The sequence below is a fragment of the Mucilaginibacter sp. P5_A6 genome, assembly GCF_056400585.1.
Genome location: NZ_JBFUKZ010000005.1, coordinates 35232 through 53333 on the forward strand (window position 1 = coordinate 35232; position 18102 = coordinate 53333).

An 18102-nucleotide genomic window follows, 5' to 3' on the forward strand; every position below is an offset into this window, starting at 1 on the left:
TTTCTTTATCGGGTGAATTGATTAGAAACTTGCATTAATGTTGAATCCGTAACGGCGGGCGGTCTGGCTTTGAAGATCAACGCTGCCTGCACCACCTATTAATGATCTGTCTGAAGCGTTGTAACCGGCTGCATATTGGTCAAGGTCGATATCCTTACGGGCTGCAAAGTATAATAAGTTACGGCCTACCAATGAGAATGAAGCTTTTTTAATAAACGAGCCTCTAAGCCATTTTGCGGGGAAATTATAACCTAATGTTACTTCACGTAACTTCGCAAATGAACGGTTGATCATGTAATACTCGTCGAAACTACCGGCTATCCCGCTTGAAACGTAACTTTGAACCGTTGTAGGTACATCATTTGGTGCAAAGGTTAATTCACTCATATTGGTGATCTGTCCATTTGCAAATTTGGGAGTTCCGCTAACAAGCTTTACGCCTTCACCAATATATGATCCTTTACCATCATTCCCTGTTTTACCGGTTGCTTTAACCGAATTCCAATCTGCTAAACGGGCAACTCCAAAAGCACCGCTCGCGGTTTCAAGGGATGTGCCGCCGTTATTTGCCTGATAGTAGGTTCTATCGTAAATTTTGCCGCCTATCCTGCCGTCAAACTGGAAACTAAACGTAACATTTTTATAGCTGAAACGGTTGGTTATACCCAATGAAAAATCGGGGTTAGCATAGCCAAGTAAACCATTTTGCTTTACACCACCGCCGGCGCCTAAAGGCAAGCCACCACTGTTTACTATATTTCCCTGGCCATCTCTAACAAATTTAGTCCCGTATATGGCATCTAATCTGTCACCAACCTTGTAAACATGGCCGTTTTGTAATAATTGTTCATCACCGTAAATTGACTTCAACGTTTCTTTATAAGTTGAGTAGTTTACGTTAACATCCCAGTTAAGCCCATTGGCGCTTCTTAAAGGCGAGCCATTCAATTGAATTTCAAAACCTTTTTTAACTGTGGTAACACCATTTACGATTTGAGATGTAAATGTTGTTGATGGTGCTACAGGTAATTGAAAAATGTTAGGACCATTTGTTGTGTAGAATGCCGTTGCATCCAATCCTAACCTGTTCTGTAAAAACTTCAGGTCGATACCGCCTTCATATGATTTTACATCGTATGGTTTAAGGCTTGAATTTGCAATGGTATTGGAAAGTGTTACAGATGGTGTACTGTTGTAAATTGTTGACGGTGAAACCGGGCTTGAGTTTTGATAAGTTGGCCCGTTATAAGGAGTGGTTAGTTCCGTTCCGTATCCAAGCAAAGTTCCTGTTGATATGCCCGTTACCGCCTGGTAGGCAGAGCCTATGCTTGTAGCAGTTAAACCACCCTTAACATCGGCAAATGATGCGCGAAGCTTAAAGAATGATACTGCTTCCGGTAAGGTAACATAATCAGAAACAACCGTGCTTAATGATACTGAAGGATAGAAATAAGTATCATTGCCTTTTGATAAGGTAGATAATTTATCAACGCGGCCGGTTGTATTTAAGTTGATGTAATTTTTATAACCTACATCAAACGAATAATAACCGCTATAAACCTGCATTTTCGAATCGAAATTATAGTTTAATCCTTGATTTATAGAGTTGTTTAAATTATACACATTAGGAATAGACAAGTCTTTTGTACTTCCCCAGAATGAACGATAAGTAAACGAGCGTTCGCTTGCCCCTAATAGTCCGCCTATATTCCAGCCTTTAAAGTTTTTGTTATAGGTTAAATTAAGGTCGGTATTGTTTTCTAATGATCTTCTTTGATCCCGTCTGTAATCACCATACCAGCCGGCGTACCACCATGTTGTATATTGATTTAGGTTGGCTGAAGCGGGAACCTGTTCTGTATTTAACTCATCATAGGTATCCAATTGCGTTCGCAGGCTCAGGTTCAAATCATTAGTAAACTTATAAGTTACTTTTAATGAACCATATACATCCGTTTTATCACGACTGCGCAACCATTTTTTTGCAATAAACCAGGGACTGTTTAAACGCCCGTACTCCTGCGCGTATTGAACCAGATCCTGAACTCCTTGCGGGCCTTTGTAAATATCTTTCAGATCATTAACGTCATAATCTGCAGAGCCATAAACCTTAAACATATATGAGTAGCTATTGGGGCCATAGCTAACATCTGGTATATTTGGCGAGTACTGTATGTTTGTATTTACGTTGCCTTCAACCCTTAATTTTGGGGTTACATCATAAGCTGCACTAAGGTTAAAGTTGTCAAGGTTTAATTTGGTATTAGGAAACAAACCACCGGCATAAGTATGTGTATATGACATCCTTACATCGTAATTAGATCCGCTTGCCGCTAATGACAGGTTATTGGTGCTTGTAACACCGGCCTGAACAAAGTTTTCGAAGTTTTTTGCACCACGTGCCAACCATGGAGTTGGTGTACGAACGCTGGTTACAGGATCATATGGGCTATCATATTGTTGAATAGGTTGTCCTTCAAAACGAGGCCCCCACTCGGGTAAACGCTGATTGTAATCAAATAATTGATTACCATAATTATATACATAGTTTGTGCCACGGCCATATTCAACCTGCGCTTGCGGAAGAACAATAAATCCTTTTTCAATCTCATTAGTGCTGTTAAAATCTATTGACCAGCCTTTTTTATCTTTGGTACCTTTTTTAGTGGTGATAATGATGGCGCCATTAATACCCCTGAAACCATATAATGCTGCCGCATTAGGGCCTTTTAATACGTTATAGCTATCAATATCATCTGCACTAAAGTTATAGGTATCTGAGTTTACCGGCACCCCGTCAACTACATATAATATGTCTTTGCTTCCACGTAATACAACTGTTGGCGCGCCAAAAAACTCGGCACTGGCGCCAATGCTTAAACCTGCAACCTTACCTGCTAATGAGTTAAGCGGATTTGCATCACGTGCAGTTGTCATTTCGCTACCTTTAATCTGGGTGGTAGAATACCCTAATCGTTGTGTTTCTTTTTTAACACCAAGAGCGGTTACAACAACCTCAGATAATGCTCGGGTATCAGATTTTAATGAAACGGATATGTTAACGTCATCGCCTATAACTACTTCCTGGGTTGCAAAACCAATAGTCCTGAAAGTTAAGGTTTGCCCTTTCGCCGCAGAGATAGTAAACCGGCCACCGGCGCCGGTTGCTGTTCCCTGGCCCGAACCTTTCAGCATTACGCTTACCCCGGGCAGAGGTTGGTTGGTATCATCTAAAACTATACCCCTGATAGTTAAATTTTGGGCGTATGAGCTACTATAAGTAAATACCGAAATAAGTACAATAAGTAACCATCGGGAAATTTTGAGTAATTTTTTTTCCATTGCTAAGTTAATTTTCCTGCAAAATTACCCCGGCTTTATTAAGCCATGATTTTTACAGTGATACCAAAAAATTAACTAATGATGAATAAACAGCTTAAACAGCGCTTATGTGTACTGCATGTTAACCGTATTTAAATTTGTAATCCTTAGGAAAAATGTATCTTATTGGTTAATTGAATATTAGCGGTTTGCTGAATTTTATAAATCATACTCATTTCGTAATTAACCCCTTAAAATGTCATGATCACACCGTTTATATCAAAGGTTAATGCAGGTATATTTGTTTAACAAATTAATAAACTAAAACCATTATGAAAATCAAGCAAAAGATCACCCCGTTTTTATGGTTCGATGACCAGGCAGAAGAAGCTATAAGTTTTTATACTGCTGTATTTAAAGATTCGGAAGTTGGCAATATTGCCCGTTATGGTGATGCCGGCCCTGGAGAAAAGGGAAAAGTAATGACCGGCACATTCACACTGGCCGGCCAGCAGTTTATGGCACTTAACGGTGGCCCCATGTTTAAATTCACCGAGGCCATATCTATGTTTGTTGACTGTAAAGACCAGGATGAAGTAGATTATTTTTGGGAAAAACTATCAGAAGGAGGAGAAAAATCAAGATGCGGCTGGTTGAAAGACAAATTTGGTTTATCATGGCAGGTGGTTCCCGAAACTTTGGGCGAATTACTATACAGCACCGATCCGCAAACATCGGGCAGGGTAATGCAGGCCATGATGAAAATGGATAAGATCATTATCCAGGATTTAAAAGATGCTGCTGAGGACAAATAACTTTACAGCAACCACATATTTTAATTTAAGTCGCCTGAACAGTATCGGGTGACTTTTTTAAACTGTTTGTTGCAACAAAAAGGCGGCACTTAGCCAAAATCAGGGCGATTGATTAAATTGCGATAATTTAACGGATAGACCTATAAAAAAAACTGCTCCTATAGGACTTGCTTTGCGTTAGCCGTCCTCCCTACTCGTCATTATCAACTGTTCCCACTCCTTTTGTTCCTCCAAAAAAAGATCTTTGTTCTTTATTCTATCTACCCCACTTTAAAAATTTAACTACTTGATACTCTAAAATATTTCTTCTGTAAAATTTGGAAATGAAAAAAATACACCCTATAATTGTAGTGTACTATTATAGTAGTACACTAAAACACAAACCTCATGATTAATATTAACCACCTAAACTTTGGGTACCAAAAAAATCAAATGGTACTTAACAACCTTAACCTGCGCATTAAGCCAGGGCATATTTACGGCCTGCTTGGGCGCAACGGCGCGGGTAAATCAAGCTTGTTGCATAACATTTGCGGCCTGGTATTTCCACTAAGCGGCTCATGCGATGTAGCCGGCCAAAACCCGGCACAGCGGTCGCCGGAGTTTTTACAGCAGGTTTATTTACTGCCCGAAGAAATTTACCTGCCAAACGTATCCATCAAACGCTACCTGGATATTTACGCGCCCTTTTACCCTGCATTTGACCACGAAATGTTTCAGCGCTTTTTAACCGAGTTTGACATCCCAACAGAAAACAAGCTTCAAAGCATGAGTTACGGGCAAAAAAAGAAAGTAATGATCAGTTTCGCCTTAGCTACACAAGCTAAAGTGTTGTTGATGGATGAGCCCACCAACGGCCTGGATATCCCCTCCAAAAAGCAATTTAGAAAGATCATTGCAGGCGTTATAAAGGATGATCAGCTCATTATCATCAGCACCCACCAGGTAAAAGATCTGGATAGCCTGATTGATTATGTTATGATACTGGAAGACCAGCAAATTATCCTTAACCAGCCTGTTGAAAACATCACCGAAAAGCTGGCATTTAAACAGGTTATGAACCTTGACGAAGTTGCCACCCCAATTTACAGTGAAGGTGCACTTAAAGGATATGCAGTAGTAGCCATTAACCATAAAAAAGAAAACTCAAGGCTGGATATGGAGATGTTTTTTAACGCCGTACTTACAGAAAAACAACAGGTGCTTTCACAATTTAATTAAGAAAAAGATATGGAATTTTCAATACATAGAATTTGGCTGCTGGTACGCAAGCAATGGGCCGAAAACCAGCAGCTTTACATATTAGGCATGCTGGCCCTGGCAGGGATCATTGCCGCTTTAATCATATACAATATATCAACGTTAGAAGGCTTTAGTAAGCGTTCGCAGGAAAGTCTGTTCTTTTTAAGTATGATAGTTGCCGGCAGCATATTTGCAACTACCATTTTAAGCCAGTTTAACACCAAACACGCCGGCATCCAGGCGTTAATGCTGCCTGCATCAACGTTTGAAAAGTTTGTAGTAGCCGCGATATATAGCATCATTGTTTTCCCGGTTTGTTTTATTGTTATAGTTTACCCTTTAATAACCATTGGTCATTATATAGATCGTCAGCTGGTTGGCAGTAACAATATATTGTATACTGTGAATTGGGACCTCGAAGAATCCAGATTGATCTTCGTATTCCTGATGCTGCAGAGTGTCGCGCTGTTTTGTTCGGTGTTGTTTAAGCGCTACGTGTTTATAAAATCGGCGATACTTGTAATCGTCGTATTTTTTGGGGTGATAATTTCAAACCCTTTTATTGCCAGGAATATAGTAACCATAGATATGGGCAAACCGGTTATTGCCAACATCACCGAAACCTTTTACGATGTAAACCACAATATTGTAAGCCATAAGGTAGTAAAAGAACCCACCTGGACGCGAATTCGCTCTGCAATACCGTATTCCGGAATGGAAATTAACAACTGGTTTGTAAAGCAAAAATACAACGGTGTTAATTATATGTCATATGGCATAGAGGTACGTAATAAATACAACGCGGTATTTTATGCCCTGTTGGTGATAAGCATACCCCTTTTATGGTTAATTACCTGGTTTAGGCTTAAAGAAAAAGAATTGTAACCCCGAAAAGGTAAAAACCATGGATTTTAACAACACACAAGCCATATACCTGCAGATAGCAGATTATGTGTGCGACAAAATACAGCTAAAGGTATGGCATGAGGACGAAAAGATCCCCTCGGTACGTGAGCTCGCCGTTATGCTGGAGGTAAACCCCAATACCGTAATGCGATCATACGAGCACCTGCAAAACCAGGAAATAATTTATACCRAACGCGGCATGGGGTATTTTGTACAGGCAAACGCAGCCAAAAATATCCTGAAAACACGGCGTGACCAATTTATGGACGAAGAATTACCACTCCTGTTTAAAAAAATGCAGCTGCTTGGCATCCCCGGAAACGAACTGCAAAGCAGATACCAGGAATTTACAAATCAACCTAACAGCTAAAACTTAATATCAGCATATGAAAACCAGCACAAAATTAATCATCATACTTTTTACCTGTATCCCGGTATCATTACTGGCCTATAACCTGCTCCTGAAAAGCCAATACAATAAAGGCAATTTTAACCGCGATTTGTATCCGCAGGATAACAGCGTATTTGTTACCCAACCCGTTTCGCCGGGGTTTAAACATATCGTGATAGATGGATCACTAAAAATGAAAGAAACGGGTTACGTTGAGCAGTGGATGGCCCATATCTGGATAGGCAAAAACATCAAATCAACATATCCCGGCGGCAATACAGTAACGGTGAACAATGAGCTAAAGGAAAACCTGGAAACATTGGTAAAAAACGACACGCTGTTTATTGCCTTCCGGTTTAGAGGCAAATTTGATAATAACGCCAGGAGCTGGAATGATGAGGGCGATATTGTAAAAATCTTTGCAAGCGATGTCCAATCTGTCGACATCAAATTTGCCTTTGTTAATATAGCAGACAACATCAGTAATGCCAATTCTTTGAAACTGAGCGTAGCCGATGGCAGTCATTACGATGTCAACAACCTATCGGTTAAAAACCTGGATGTGGCCGCGGCAGACAGCTCCTATGTGAATGTTACAAAAAGTAACCGCATTAATATGCTCAACTATTCGTTAAAGGGTAAAAGCAGTCTGAAGCTTGATGAAAATCCGGTAAGGCAGTTCCATGCCGGCCAGGTTGATAGTACCGCTAACATTCAAGTTACCGGCAAAGCAACTTATATGCAAAACCAGCTGCATTGAATTTAAGCTTTATAAACGCATAAGTCATGACCAGATCAATATTTTTTTGGATTGGGGTTATTTTACTGGCTTGCGTACCTTTGTTTTTAACAGATATCGCCTCCTTATAAAACAAAAAAAGATGGGTAGCCCAAATGCTATCCATCTTTTGTTTACAAATAAATGTAATACCCCTGATTATTTTGCAACCTTTTTAGCCGGAATTAAAGGCAAAATGATAATTGCTAAAAATGCGGCAACTTCTAATACGATTAACATAGTTTTAATTTTTAAAATGATTATTGAATTATTGACAGTGGAGGTAATACCCAATTATTTCGCAACTCTTTTAGCTGGAATTAAAGGTAAAACGATAACTGCTAAAAACGCGGCAACTTCTAATACGATTAACATAGTTTTAATTTTTTAAGTGATTTTTATATTATTAATAGCTTGTGGAACCACTTTTATTTAACACGTAATTCCTTAATTTTTACAGGATTAAGTGATAAACAATTCCGGTTTCCTGAACATGTTTCGGCTAAAAACATGCCATAAAAATTATGGCGGCTGTACCTGAAAAATGGCCGGAAATTAAATTTGAGGATTTAAGAAATTCACAAAAACTGATTTGAGGTTTTTTAAAATTTAAAGATGCTTTTCGATCAATGAAAAAAATATCACCAGTTTTAAAGAAGTAAAATTTAAGATCGTAGAAAAGTTACAAATTCTTGATACAAAAATCTGACATTATGAAAAATCAGGAAGTTTAACCCCGGAAAATTTAGAATTAGCCTTCCAAAAGCCATTTCGGATTTAAATTACAGCTGATTTATCATTTTTTATGAAAAAATAATACTTCAGTCCCACATATTTGACGCCCTTAGTATTTCATGATTTTTTTTTGACAATTTGTCACCAGGCATGACACAGGCAGATTACACTGACAAAAAAACTTGAAAAATCATGACAAAACACTGCCGATCCTTAATTCAGATCAAAAAAACAGCCTTAAACAGCCTGGTTTGCAGCGTGCCAAAACAGGTAGCTGTATACCTTGCACGATTATCGCATAAGATGGGGTATGCCGTCATCCAACGGGCAACGGAAAGGGCTCAAAATTAAATTAAAAAACTACAAGTGTCTCGGGCACAAGTAAGCCCGGGTTAATAATAAATCTTGTTTGCAATGACGCTTTATCATATTTTTGAGATATGAAGCATATATCCATCTTAGTACCCAGGGGTGCAATTTTAGGTAGCCTTGAAGGTTCGCGGCAGCTACTAACACAAGTGAACCAGTTTTTTTTAGCAATGGGCAAAGACCCAGTTTTTAAGGTTGAACTGGTTGGCCTTGAAATGGAAACCCCTGTTAGCGGTGGCTGCTTTACAGCAAATGCCAATGTTTTATTTAAAGATGTAAAGAAGACCGACCTGATTATTATCCCTGCCGTTGATGGAGAAATTAACGCAGCTATCGAAAATAATAAAGCTTTTATACCCTGGATAATTGAGCAATATAATAGTGGCGCCGAGGTGGCCAGTTTATGCATGGGGGCATTCCTGCTGGCCTCAACTGGTTTGTTAAAAGGTAAAAAATGTGCTACCCATTGGATGGCCGCTAACCAATTCAGAACAATGTTTCCGGATGTTAACCTGGTTACCGAAAAAATAATCACCGATGAACAGGGCATTTATTCCAGCGGTGGAGCATTCTCCTATCTTAACCTTATTTTATACCTGATAGAAAAATTTGCCGGTCGTGATATGGCTATTTTAAGTTCTAAGGTGTTCGCTATTGAAATGGAACGTACCAGCCAGTCGTCGTTCATTATTTTCCAGGGACAAAAAGACCATGCCGATGACCCGATAAAAAAAGCACAGGAATTTATTGAAAACAATTACCAGGAAAAGATCAGCGTAGAGCAACTGGCATCTATGTTTGCTTTAGGCAGGAGAAACCTGGAACGCCGCTTTAAAAAAGCCACCGCCAATACCGTAGCCGAATATATTCAGCGGGTAAAGATCGAAGCTGCCAAAGTAAGCCTGGAAAGGTCGCGCGATAATGTGAACGAGGTGATGTATAATGTAGGTTATACCGATAATAAAGCCTTCCGCACTACATTTAAACGTATAACAGGCCTATCGCCCATTGATTACAGGAATAAATACCAGCGCGAGTATCTGAACTGATAACAAGCCCGCAGATAACAACATGAACCTGGCAGGAGTATAGTATATCATTCCGACCCGATAAAAAGGGCCGATAAGGCTTAATATACGGGCTTAACGTCCATTCATGACCCGTTTCTTTTAAAAAATTGCTGGATAGTATCGGGCTTTGTCATCAAAAAAGTATTTATGCCCAGTTTCTCTGCGCCTGCCAAATGCTGCGGACTATCATCAATAAACAAAGTTTCGGCAGGATCAAGGCTATTTTCGTTTAATACCAATTCAAATATCCTTGATTCGGGTTTGCGCTGCCCTGTGAGGTGCGAGTAATAAGTTTTCTCGAACAAATGATCGTTACCATCAAAACCAAAATCATTTTTCAGGTAGTTCATGATATGATCATAATGGATGGCATTAATATTACTGAGCAGGAAAGTGCGATACCTGCCTTTTAAATTCAATAATAATTCGTGATTGCCTGGTTCAATTCCGAGCAGCATACTGTTCCAGGCAGCATTTATTTGCTCATCTACAAGTTCCGGATTACCGGATTTTAGCCTGATATAGTCTCTGAACTCCCCGGCAGAGACCTCTCCCCTGTCAAATTTATCAAAAATTTCGTCCTGCTGTTTATGACCAAAAAATTCTGTTGCGTTATTGATACCCAACTTGTTCCATGCCTGCTGAGCCTTCAGAAAATCGATACTGAAGATAACGTTACCGTAGTCGAAGATGATATTTTTGATATTTTGCATAAAGGGTTTTGTTATTTGCCTGCAAATATGTAAAATTGCACCCGTTAAATAAACACAAATAACCGCGCCTATAGCTCAGTCGGTTAGAGTAGAAGACTCATAATCTTTTGGTCCCTGGTTCGAGCCCAGGTGGGCGCACTTCAAAAAAAAGCCGTTTCTTCGCAAGAAAAACGGCTTTTTGCTTTCTAAAAGCAGATTTTTTCGTTATCTGCGCCACTGACTTGGCAGTCATCCACTGTCAGGATTTACATTTTTTTTTGTTGAATTTCACGCAAAATTGCCACAAAAATGGCACAGTGTTTTGCGTGCTAAAAAATTAGTTGTGGCAACGGTAGCAGCAGTAGTTTTTAAACACCATGAAAAAAATGATGGAACGTTCAATGTTAAGATACGTATCTATCACAAATTTGAAAAGAAGTATATAGATACCACACATTATGTATCTAAACAACATTTAGATGCTAAGTATAATATTAAGGATAAATTTATGCTTAAAATCCTTTATAAAACCCTGGATGAATATCGGGAAGCGATCAGCACCCTGGATATGAAGCTTGAATTTTTTACCTGTGAACAGGCATAGCCGCTCGAGTCAGAGAAATTCGAACAGCGGGACTCTACGGACAACAGGGGCTGAAACTGTAGACTCTAATAAATAAATTTTATACTTCCATGGTTTAGAGCAACCCCACAAATATCCTTTTCAGTATGTCCAACTATCTTCAAAACATAACTATTTAGATTCAATGCATAGATTTCTTTTTCTCTGTTGTAATATAAATTATCATTAACTAAGAACATTTGGTTTCCGCTAACATCCTGCGATTCTTCAAAATGAAATATTATTGAATCCCTTTTTGCTAAAACGTCGAAAGCATGCATTTTTGCATCGTAAGTATAATAATATACCTTGTTTTTTCTAAAAATTGGATTGAAGTTTTGTTCAAATAAGCTTTCGCGTTTAAATAGTACATTGCCGCTAACACTGTCTATCAAATATATCTCCCCCCCTTGATAAACCCTATTTATACCAAGGAATAACCCATTCGTTGAAAACGCAGTATTACTTTGACCATCACCAAAGTTTTTTGTCCAATTTTGCTTTCCTGTTGAACTGTTGAAAGATGAAAGAGTATTACATTGCCAATTATTTAAATAAAAGTTATTGGAATCAAACGAAATCCTGTATAGTGACAAATCGGGGATAGCACATTCCTTGTTGTAGTGATATAAAATCTCGTAAAGTAGTTTTCCATTATTCAAATTACAACCAACAATCCCATGATGTTTAATATCCATTAAAATGATATTGTTTATCATATAAATTCCGTTACACCTTCCTGGCAAACTAAGCTCCCATGTCAACTTATTTGTTTTAATGTTAACACAAACAAACTTTTCATTCGATAGTGGAAAATATAAATATTCTTTTTTTAAAATAGGCTTTGGGTAACAAATATCAACGAGGGCTTTATTGTATAAGATTTTACTTTGTGCTATATCTTCAACCACAATTTTTTTGTCCCAGGTTGAATAAATCAAAATATTACCCTTTATAGTTACTGACGATGATACAATATTCTTGCTTTCGTTGGCAGCTTTTTGTGTGCAAGAACTTGCTAATACTAAAAAGCCTATCAATAAATAGGTAAGCCTTTTAATAGGGAGTATTCCAATCATATTTGACTCTTTCAATTTGTCTTTGCATAAAAGCGTTGCCAATCGAGTGATTTTGTATATAAAATATTCCCTCCGTATCTACCCAATTCGTAATACTGGCACTTTTTAATAATCGATCCAGTAAAGCCGATTTACAGTCGATCACATAGTATTGGTTTTCATTACTTCGGTCCCCCCAGCCAATACTAATTTGATTTTCAGAATCAACGTACTTAGCCAAATAGTTTTCTACCCAATTATGCCGCTGCTCTGCATCCCTTAAAAAGTAATTGGTACGCTTTATTTTAATTAAGGGGTCTTCGTATTCCATGTGATCAAAAGCATTCTGGAAGCACCGATGCATATACGCATGAATAAAGTCTTTATAAGAAGTTTTAAGACCGTGAGCTAAGTCGAAACCATTTCCGATAAGGATTAGTCTGTTCATATTACGAAGATAGCAGATCGGGTTGTGCAAACCAACTATGGAGAGTTTGCTCATATGAAGTTTGTCTGCCCAAATTCTCCCGTTATGCCTGCTTACAATTTCCTTACATATGTAGAGACCGATACCTAATCCGGATACTTTGGAATTGCCGTCATCAACACGGTAATATCTTGAAAAAATGTCCATAAGCTTCTTGGGGGAGATACCTATACCGAAATCTTTAATGGTTCGAATCTCCAGTTATCATTACAAATGGAACGCTCTGTATTTTCACCCATCGCGACTAAATGATGTAGCGAAAAGTGCTAATGTTAATTGTTTATATAGTAGTTTCATTGTATTCGTTTTTTGAGATAAGCATTATTTGGAATCATTAACCTGCTGAATAGCATCCCCGGCTGCTTTTGCAGTTGCAGGGTCACTTGCCTTCGTACGCTGCTCCTTGATGTCGTTCAGGAATTTGATCATGTATGAAGCCGCGCCGTCGCCTTTGTGTCGGATGCCCAATTGCTTTAATTCATCAATACCTTGTAAGACGGCCTCCGGATTGGTTAGGCGTCCAATCATACCCGCAAACGCTTTGGTCAGATGTATTTGGTCCTGGAACCCGGCTACCTTGTAACGTTGATAAACGAAAGGCCACTGGGCCTCACCACCCTGATCGGCATAGACGCTGATAATGGCTTGGGTCAATTGCCCCTCATTATCATTTTCAAAGCGTTTGGCCAAGCTCAAGCCTAATGCCGGGTCTATACGGATGATACCGTTCAATGCCGCACCGGCTACAGAATACGATTGACTGTTGAGTACGTGTTTGAACAAGTCAAGGTAAGCCGGGTCTTTCAATACGGAAAGGGAATTGATTGCATCTGCCTGCACCAAAGTATTCAGGTCTGTACGGGCAAGATTCGCCAGCAAAGGGAGCGATGCATTTCGCAAAGTAGCGTTGATATTACGGATATCTTCCTTGTTCTGGTTAAGTGCCCAGATCGCCTTCCGGCGCAGGCCGGAGAATGGGTCTTTTAAAGCAGCGATCAGTACTTGCTGCGCCCCTGGATCATCCGAGTTCTTTTCCGCAAAGTCGATGGCTTCATAACGGTCGAGGTAAAGCGGCGCGTGGAAATATTGGAATATTAACATTGCCGGGGCCTTGTGATCGGTCTTCTCTGCAACTAATATTTTATCCGCGTCAACGTTCACCAACTCGGGTTTTGAGGAGGTTTTGAAAGTTAAGGTATCTGAATGACTGCGGAGCCAGGCCTTATGGCGTTCTTTTACACCATTAACGTATACATCCACCGCGACCGGTAAGGTAAAAGCGCCCCCATCCTGTGTTTGCTGTATAAAAACCATTTGTGCTTTCGTTACTTCGTCCCATTGATAGCGGATGTCCAATACCGGATGACCTGCGCCATAATACCATTGGTTAAAGAACCAGTTCAGGTCGAGGCCGCTGGCTTCTTCCAGCGCCATTCTCAATTGTGGCACTTCGGCGTTTTTAAAGGCATGGGTGGTGAGGTAAAGATGCAAACCCTTATAAAATGCCGCATCGCCCAGGTAGTTGCGCAGCATATTTAAAATGCGCCCACCTTTGGAATAAGTGATGCCAAATGGGTCTTTGGGATTGTTATAATAAAAAGTGACCAGATTTTTACTGTGGGCATCCCGGCTGTCCAGGTAATTCTGTAAGCCGTACTGGAGATGGGCGTCCGCCGCATCCTTTCCATATTTGTGCTCCAGCCAGATGAGTTCTCCAAAATCTGCAAAGGATTCATTGAGGGTGATGTTGCTCCAGCTCTCACAGGTCACATAGTCGCCAAACCATTGGTGAAACAGCTCATGCTCCATACCCGGGTTATAATAGCTGTCTGCGAGCTCCCTTCTCGTGGAAACGGGACCGAATATAGCTGCAGTCGTATTTTCCATCGCCCCGCCGACATAATCACGGACGGACACCTCCGCATATTTGTTCCAGGGGAAGTCAACCCCTAAAGTTTTGGAAAAGAAATCAATGGCTTCAGGTACAACGCCGAAATTATCTTTCGCGTAGGGGGCGTATTTCGGCTCCAGGTAATAACTAACTTCCTTTCCGTGCCAGCTATCCTTAATGATCTTAAAATTGCCCACCGCCATCATAAACAGGTAGGGCGAATGCGGCAATTCCATTTTCCAGGTATCGGTACGGGTGCCGTCCGCATTGTTTTTCTGCGATGCCAGGCGGCCGTTGGATAAGCTCACGTATTTGCCGGGGACAGTCATACTGATCTCCTGGGTGGTTTTCTGATCCGGCTTGTCAATCGTAGGGAACCAGCAAGAATTATTTTCCGGTTCACCCAACGTCCAGATTTGTGTTGGCTTATCCTTTTCGGTACCGTCAGAGTTGATAAAATACAAGCCATGTTCATTGTTACGTCTTCCCTTCAATTTTTCAGGCTTTGCTGTATAGGTGATATAGAGGGTATAGTTTTCAGCAGGCTGGTAAACCTTGTCCAACTTGATGTCTAGCGTCAGGCTGTCATAAGCAAAATGTAGTGGCTTTAGCGCTCCGTTTTTGACGATAGCTACATTGTAAATATCCATCCCTTTAGCATCGAGCCGGAGGGTGTCCGTTGGGTAAAAATGTGGATGCAGGGTCAGCCATTCCCTGCCGTATAAATAACGTTTTTTATAATCAAAACGCACGTTGAGTTTGGTATGGACCAGGTCATTGATCCTGGCGGCGGTTTCGCGGTAACCTTTTACCGGGAAGGCGGATTTGAGGTCCTGGGCCGAAAGCGGAGTAAACAGCCAGTCCAAGATGATAAGGCAGCAAATAAAAAGCGTAAGGCAAATTGTATAGTGTTTGATAGGTTTCATATACTTTAAGGTTAAATTAAGGCAGTATTTTTCCAGGCCCGTTTTCTGGGCAGTATTTTTCAAAAAGATTGTTTCAATATTTTACTGAACTGGTTATGGTTGTTTCCGGCGGCTGATATAAAAATAATAGCCCACGAAACTCGCCGCAAGGCTAAAAGACATGATCGCCAGGGAATGGATGCCGAGCGGCTCGAAATAATCCACAAAAGATAAACCGGTACCCAGGCCCATTAACAAGGCAAACCATTTAATGGTTGCATTTTTATTGTCGCTGATAATGGGTTGTAAAAATTGGGACACCACATGATCCGGCGCGCCCTTTTCGATCAGCTTGTTTTTAAGCCGGTAGTCCAACAGCCATTTGATAAAGGTGAGTATCGCCAGGCCAATTACCGCGGTGGTTAGCAGAGCGCTGGAGACGTGGAGTGCTTCAAATTTGAAGTTAAAGTCTCCCGATGGATCTGCATGTTGCGCTACTGCAGTGGTCCATGTGCCTACTGTAGCTGCTATAGTGATGATGATTTTTTTCATGTTGTTTTTTTATAAGGTATTAGAACGGCAGCTCCTTCTAAAGTTGCAGTTATTTGTAATTTAACTTATTCATCTGTTTCTGGTACTTACGGAACATTTCGATGCCCTGGAATACGAGTATAAACAGGGTGACCAGGACGATCAGGTACATCGCCACCGGCAAAATATCCGTGAACACTTTAAAAAAGTACAGCCGGTATACATAAACCGGGATGCTGATGGAAGCCAGTGCCGCGAAAATGAGCAGATAAAGCCACCCTTCATCCCTGGATGGGGCTGGTTCAGGCTGGGGCAGCTGCGCCAGTACAAGGCTAGCCGCATCAAAGTCAAAAGTTTTCTGGGGCAATTCGTCCATTTCAGTAAAGATCAGCTGGTAATTGGCGGCTTTAGCTCCACAAAATGTGCAGGAGCCGATATGTTTTATCGTATTTGAACCCGCCTTCCCCAGCGCATATTGCTGGATTTCCTCTTCGCTCAAATGATCCTTGTTCATAAGTCCTCCTTTTTATAGTTGGTCAGTATATTTTCTTTTAATGTTTTTCGCGCACGGAACAGGTAACTTTTTATAGTGCCTTCCGGCAAGCCTGTGATCTGCATCATTTCCTCGTTGTTCAGTTCTTCCCGGTATAAGACCAGTAAGGTCCGGTAAACAGGTGGAAGCCGGTCAATTTCCTTTTCCAGGATGTCTATTAGTTCTTTTCTGCTCAGCAGGGTTTCGATTTCATTCCCTGACGAGCTTAAGTTGCGGTTGCTGAGTTGTTCCAGTGTTTGTATGGAGGTTTCTTCCCCATTATCCATTTGATCCAGCAACAGCAGCTTCTTTTTCTCCAGGTAATGTAAACAGGTATGGTAAGCGATCTGCCCAATCCAGGTGGATAGTTTAGACTTAAACCGGAACCCGGACAGCCCATGAAAAGCTTTCAGATAAATATCTTGTACTAGGTCCTTGCGGTCCCCCCTGTTAGCGATCATTTTAAAGACAATCATGGCCACCAGCGCCTCGGTATTTTTGATGACCTTGGCAAAGGCATTGCGGTCGCCGGTCAATACCTGCTCAACCAGTTCTTTATCTGCCGCTTGATGTTCCAAATGATGTTCCACTTTGGGTAGTTAGACCGGTAACCTGGGGGAAAGTTGCAATTAAAGTTACTGACTTCTTTTAAATAGTAGCTCAGTTTGAATAATGATGTGCTATAAATTTAAATCATAAGAATATGCATAGGGCTTTGCTGAATTACACCTTTACTTAAGTGTAAATTAGCTATCTAATAAAGTCGCCGGAAGATACTCCTAACATTTATATTGTTTATTTCACAGTAATTCAGAAGACGCTCCTTTTACTCAACAAGAGAATAACCTTTTTCTTTTGTTCATCAGTACTAACTCTAATATATAAATAGGCTGATTTAATAGGACTAAGATAAGGCCGAACTGATCCGGAAGCTCTTGTTTGTATTGAACTACAGCGATACCAGTTATCTTCATCGGCAATGCTTTGTATACTAAAAACCTTCCAAAGTCTTATTTTGAGACTTAAAAATTGGATTTCATAATCCCCCAATATTCCTCTGAAACAATCATTACGTTAAAGTTCATTAACATTAAAAGGAGCTTTGTTGCTCACCCAGCGATCTGCAATCGATAAGATTTGTGACGGTATATAATTATTAAATCTGCCCAATGAAAACAATTGCCTTGCCTGCCATCCTTTTGTTTATGTGTTTTCCTTTCATCACCACTGAAACTCACACCAAAACCGCACACTGTTTGTATCAAAACCGTACATCTGAATACTGCTTTAGTGAATAACAAAGCGCTGATAGTCAAATAGTAAATAAACTAGTATCTGTTTTGCCATTCATGGTTATTTGCTGTAAACAATTATTAAAATATTGTATCGTGATCAGTAATTATTTAAAAACTGCCTGGCGACATATCATGCGCCATAAAGTATATACCGCCATTAATATTATGGGCCTTGCTCTGGGTATTTGTGGATGCCTGGTTATTTATCTCATTACCATGGTGTTTACAGTTGCTGATTCAAAAATCTTCTCACCTGAAAAATCGACTAGGAGAATTGGATTTGTTTCGTTTGAAAAAAATGTACGGGTTGACTGTCCATAACTTGTTCGTCTGGGGACTTTAAAGGGAGAGTGACATAATAAGCAACGCCGTCATGAGTTCTATGAACAAAGGTATTTACGCATGTGGTGCTGCAAGCTAGGCTTGCTGTTAGTTCGAAAATAAAATGAGCAATAATTTAGT

The 18102-nt window shown here is 40.1% G+C and carries 17 protein-coding genes and 1 tRNA gene; 10 read left to right on the top strand and 8 right to left on the bottom strand.

The genetic code is table 11. The features are described from left to right. Window positions 1-21: 21 nt before the first annotated feature. Window positions 22-3342, bottom strand: a complete 3321-nt coding sequence (locus AC1DO4_RS06935; protein ID WP_477414192.1) for a SusC/RagA family TonB-linked outer membrane protein — start codon at window positions 3340-3342, stop codon at window positions 22-24. Window positions 3343-3653: 311 nt separating this feature from the next. Here AC1DO4_RS06935 and AC1DO4_RS06940 point away from each other — a divergent pair, with 311 nt between their 5' ends. The 7 genes from AC1DO4_RS06940 (at window position 3654) to AC1DO4_RS06970 (ending at window position 9606) form a co-directional block, all read left to right on the top strand. Next, window positions 3654-4136, top strand: coding sequence for a VOC family protein (locus tag AC1DO4_RS06940; RefSeq protein ID WP_477414194.1), 483 nt, complete (start codon window positions 3654-3656; stop codon window positions 4134-4136). A gap of 387 nt (window positions 4137-4523) precedes the next feature. Further along, window positions 4524-5357 carry an ABC transporter ATP-binding protein gene (locus AC1DO4_RS06945; protein WP_477414196.1) on the top strand — a complete coding sequence of 278 codons (834 nt, stop codon included), beginning with the start codon at window positions 4524-4526 and terminating at the stop codon, window positions 5355-5357. Between the two features lie 9 nt (window positions 5358-5366). Beyond that, on the top strand, window positions 5367-6263 hold the full coding sequence (locus AC1DO4_RS06950) for a hypothetical protein (protein ID WP_477414198.1): 897 nt from the start codon (window positions 5367-5369) through the stop codon (window positions 6261-6263). Between the two features lie 19 nt (window positions 6264-6282). Continuing rightward, window positions 6283-6654 (top strand): GntR family transcriptional regulator, encoded by a 372-nt coding sequence (locus AC1DO4_RS06955; protein WP_477414200.1) that lies wholly within the window; start codon window positions 6283-6285, stop codon window positions 6652-6654. Window positions 6655-6670: 16 nt separating this feature from the next. Then, window positions 6671-7435: a GIN domain-containing protein gene (locus AC1DO4_RS06960; RefSeq protein ID WP_477414202.1), complete on the top strand. Its 765-nt coding sequence runs from the start codon at window positions 6671-6673 to the stop codon at window positions 7433-7435. A 121-nt stretch (window positions 7436-7556) separates the two neighbouring features. Continuing rightward, the gene (locus tag AC1DO4_RS06965) at window positions 7557-7844 is read left to right on the top strand and encodes a hypothetical protein (protein ID WP_477414204.1); all 288 of its coding nucleotides are present in this window, start codon (window positions 7557-7559) and stop codon (window positions 7842-7844) included. 784 nt (window positions 7845-8628) lie between these two features. Further along, on the top strand, window positions 8629-9606 hold the full coding sequence (locus AC1DO4_RS06970) for a GlxA family transcriptional regulator (RefSeq protein WP_477414206.1): 978 nt from the start codon (window positions 8629-8631) through the stop codon (window positions 9604-9606). Window positions 9607-9710: 104 nt separating this feature from the next. Here the strand turns inward: AC1DO4_RS06970 and AC1DO4_RS06975 are convergent, their stop codons facing one another. Next, entirely contained in the window at window positions 9711-10340 is a 630-nt protein-coding gene (locus AC1DO4_RS06975) for an HAD family hydrolase (protein ID WP_477414208.1), read from the bottom strand. Between the two features lie 64 nt (window positions 10341-10404). Here AC1DO4_RS06975 and AC1DO4_RS06980 point away from each other — a divergent pair. Both AC1DO4_RS06980 and AC1DO4_RS06985 read left to right on the top strand, forming a co-directional pair. Beyond that, window positions 10405-10478, top strand: a tRNA-Ile gene (locus AC1DO4_RS06980). 139 nt (window positions 10479-10617) lie between these two features. After that, a complete protein-coding gene (locus tag AC1DO4_RS06985) occupies window positions 10618-10923 on the top strand; it encodes a hypothetical protein (protein ID WP_477414210.1) in 306 nt (101 codons plus the stop codon). A gap of 65 nt (window positions 10924-10988) precedes the next feature. Here the strand turns inward: AC1DO4_RS06985 and AC1DO4_RS06990 are convergent, their stop codons facing one another. The 6 genes from AC1DO4_RS06990 to AC1DO4_RS07015 all read right to left on the bottom strand — a co-directional run bounded on the left by AC1DO4_RS06990 (window position 10989) and on the right by AC1DO4_RS07015 (window position 16935). Continuing rightward, window positions 10989-12020 carry a hypothetical protein gene (locus tag AC1DO4_RS06990; protein WP_477414212.1) on the bottom strand — a complete coding sequence of 344 codons (1032 nt, stop codon included), beginning with the start codon at window positions 12018-12020 and terminating at the stop codon, window positions 10989-10991. Continuing rightward, window positions 11998-12687 (bottom strand): ATP-binding protein, encoded by a 690-nt coding sequence (locus AC1DO4_RS06995; RefSeq protein WP_477414535.1) that lies wholly within the window; start codon window positions 12685-12687, stop codon window positions 11998-12000. The genes AC1DO4_RS06990 and AC1DO4_RS06995 overlap by 23 nt, the downstream gene beginning before the upstream one ends. A 120-nt stretch (window positions 12688-12807) precedes the next feature. Continuing rightward, window positions 12808-15303 carry a M1 family aminopeptidase gene (locus AC1DO4_RS07000; RefSeq protein ID WP_477414214.1) on the bottom strand — a complete coding sequence of 832 codons (2496 nt, stop codon included), beginning with the start codon at window positions 15301-15303 and terminating at the stop codon, window positions 12808-12810. 93 nt (window positions 15304-15396) lie between these two features. After that, window positions 15397-15834 (bottom strand): hypothetical protein, encoded by a 438-nt coding sequence (locus AC1DO4_RS07005; protein WP_477414216.1) that lies wholly within the window; start codon window positions 15832-15834, stop codon window positions 15397-15399. Between the two features lie 49 nt (window positions 15835-15883). Further along, a complete protein-coding gene (locus AC1DO4_RS07010; RefSeq protein WP_477414218.1) occupies window positions 15884-16327 on the bottom strand; it encodes a hypothetical protein in 444 nt (147 codons plus the stop codon). After that, a complete protein-coding gene (locus AC1DO4_RS07015) occupies window positions 16324-16935 on the bottom strand; it encodes an RNA polymerase sigma factor (RefSeq protein ID WP_477414220.1) in 612 nt (203 codons plus the stop codon). Before AC1DO4_RS07015 ends, AC1DO4_RS07010 begins: the two co-directional genes overlap by 4 nt. Window positions 16936-17733: 798 nt before the next feature. On the opposite strand from AC1DO4_RS07015, the gene AC1DO4_RS07020 reads away from it, so the two are divergent. Next, complete coding sequence (locus AC1DO4_RS07020; protein ID WP_477414222.1) at window positions 17734-17961, top strand: hypothetical protein; 228 nt, start codon at window positions 17734-17736, stop codon at window positions 17959-17961. Window positions 17962-18102: the final 141 nt, after the last annotated feature.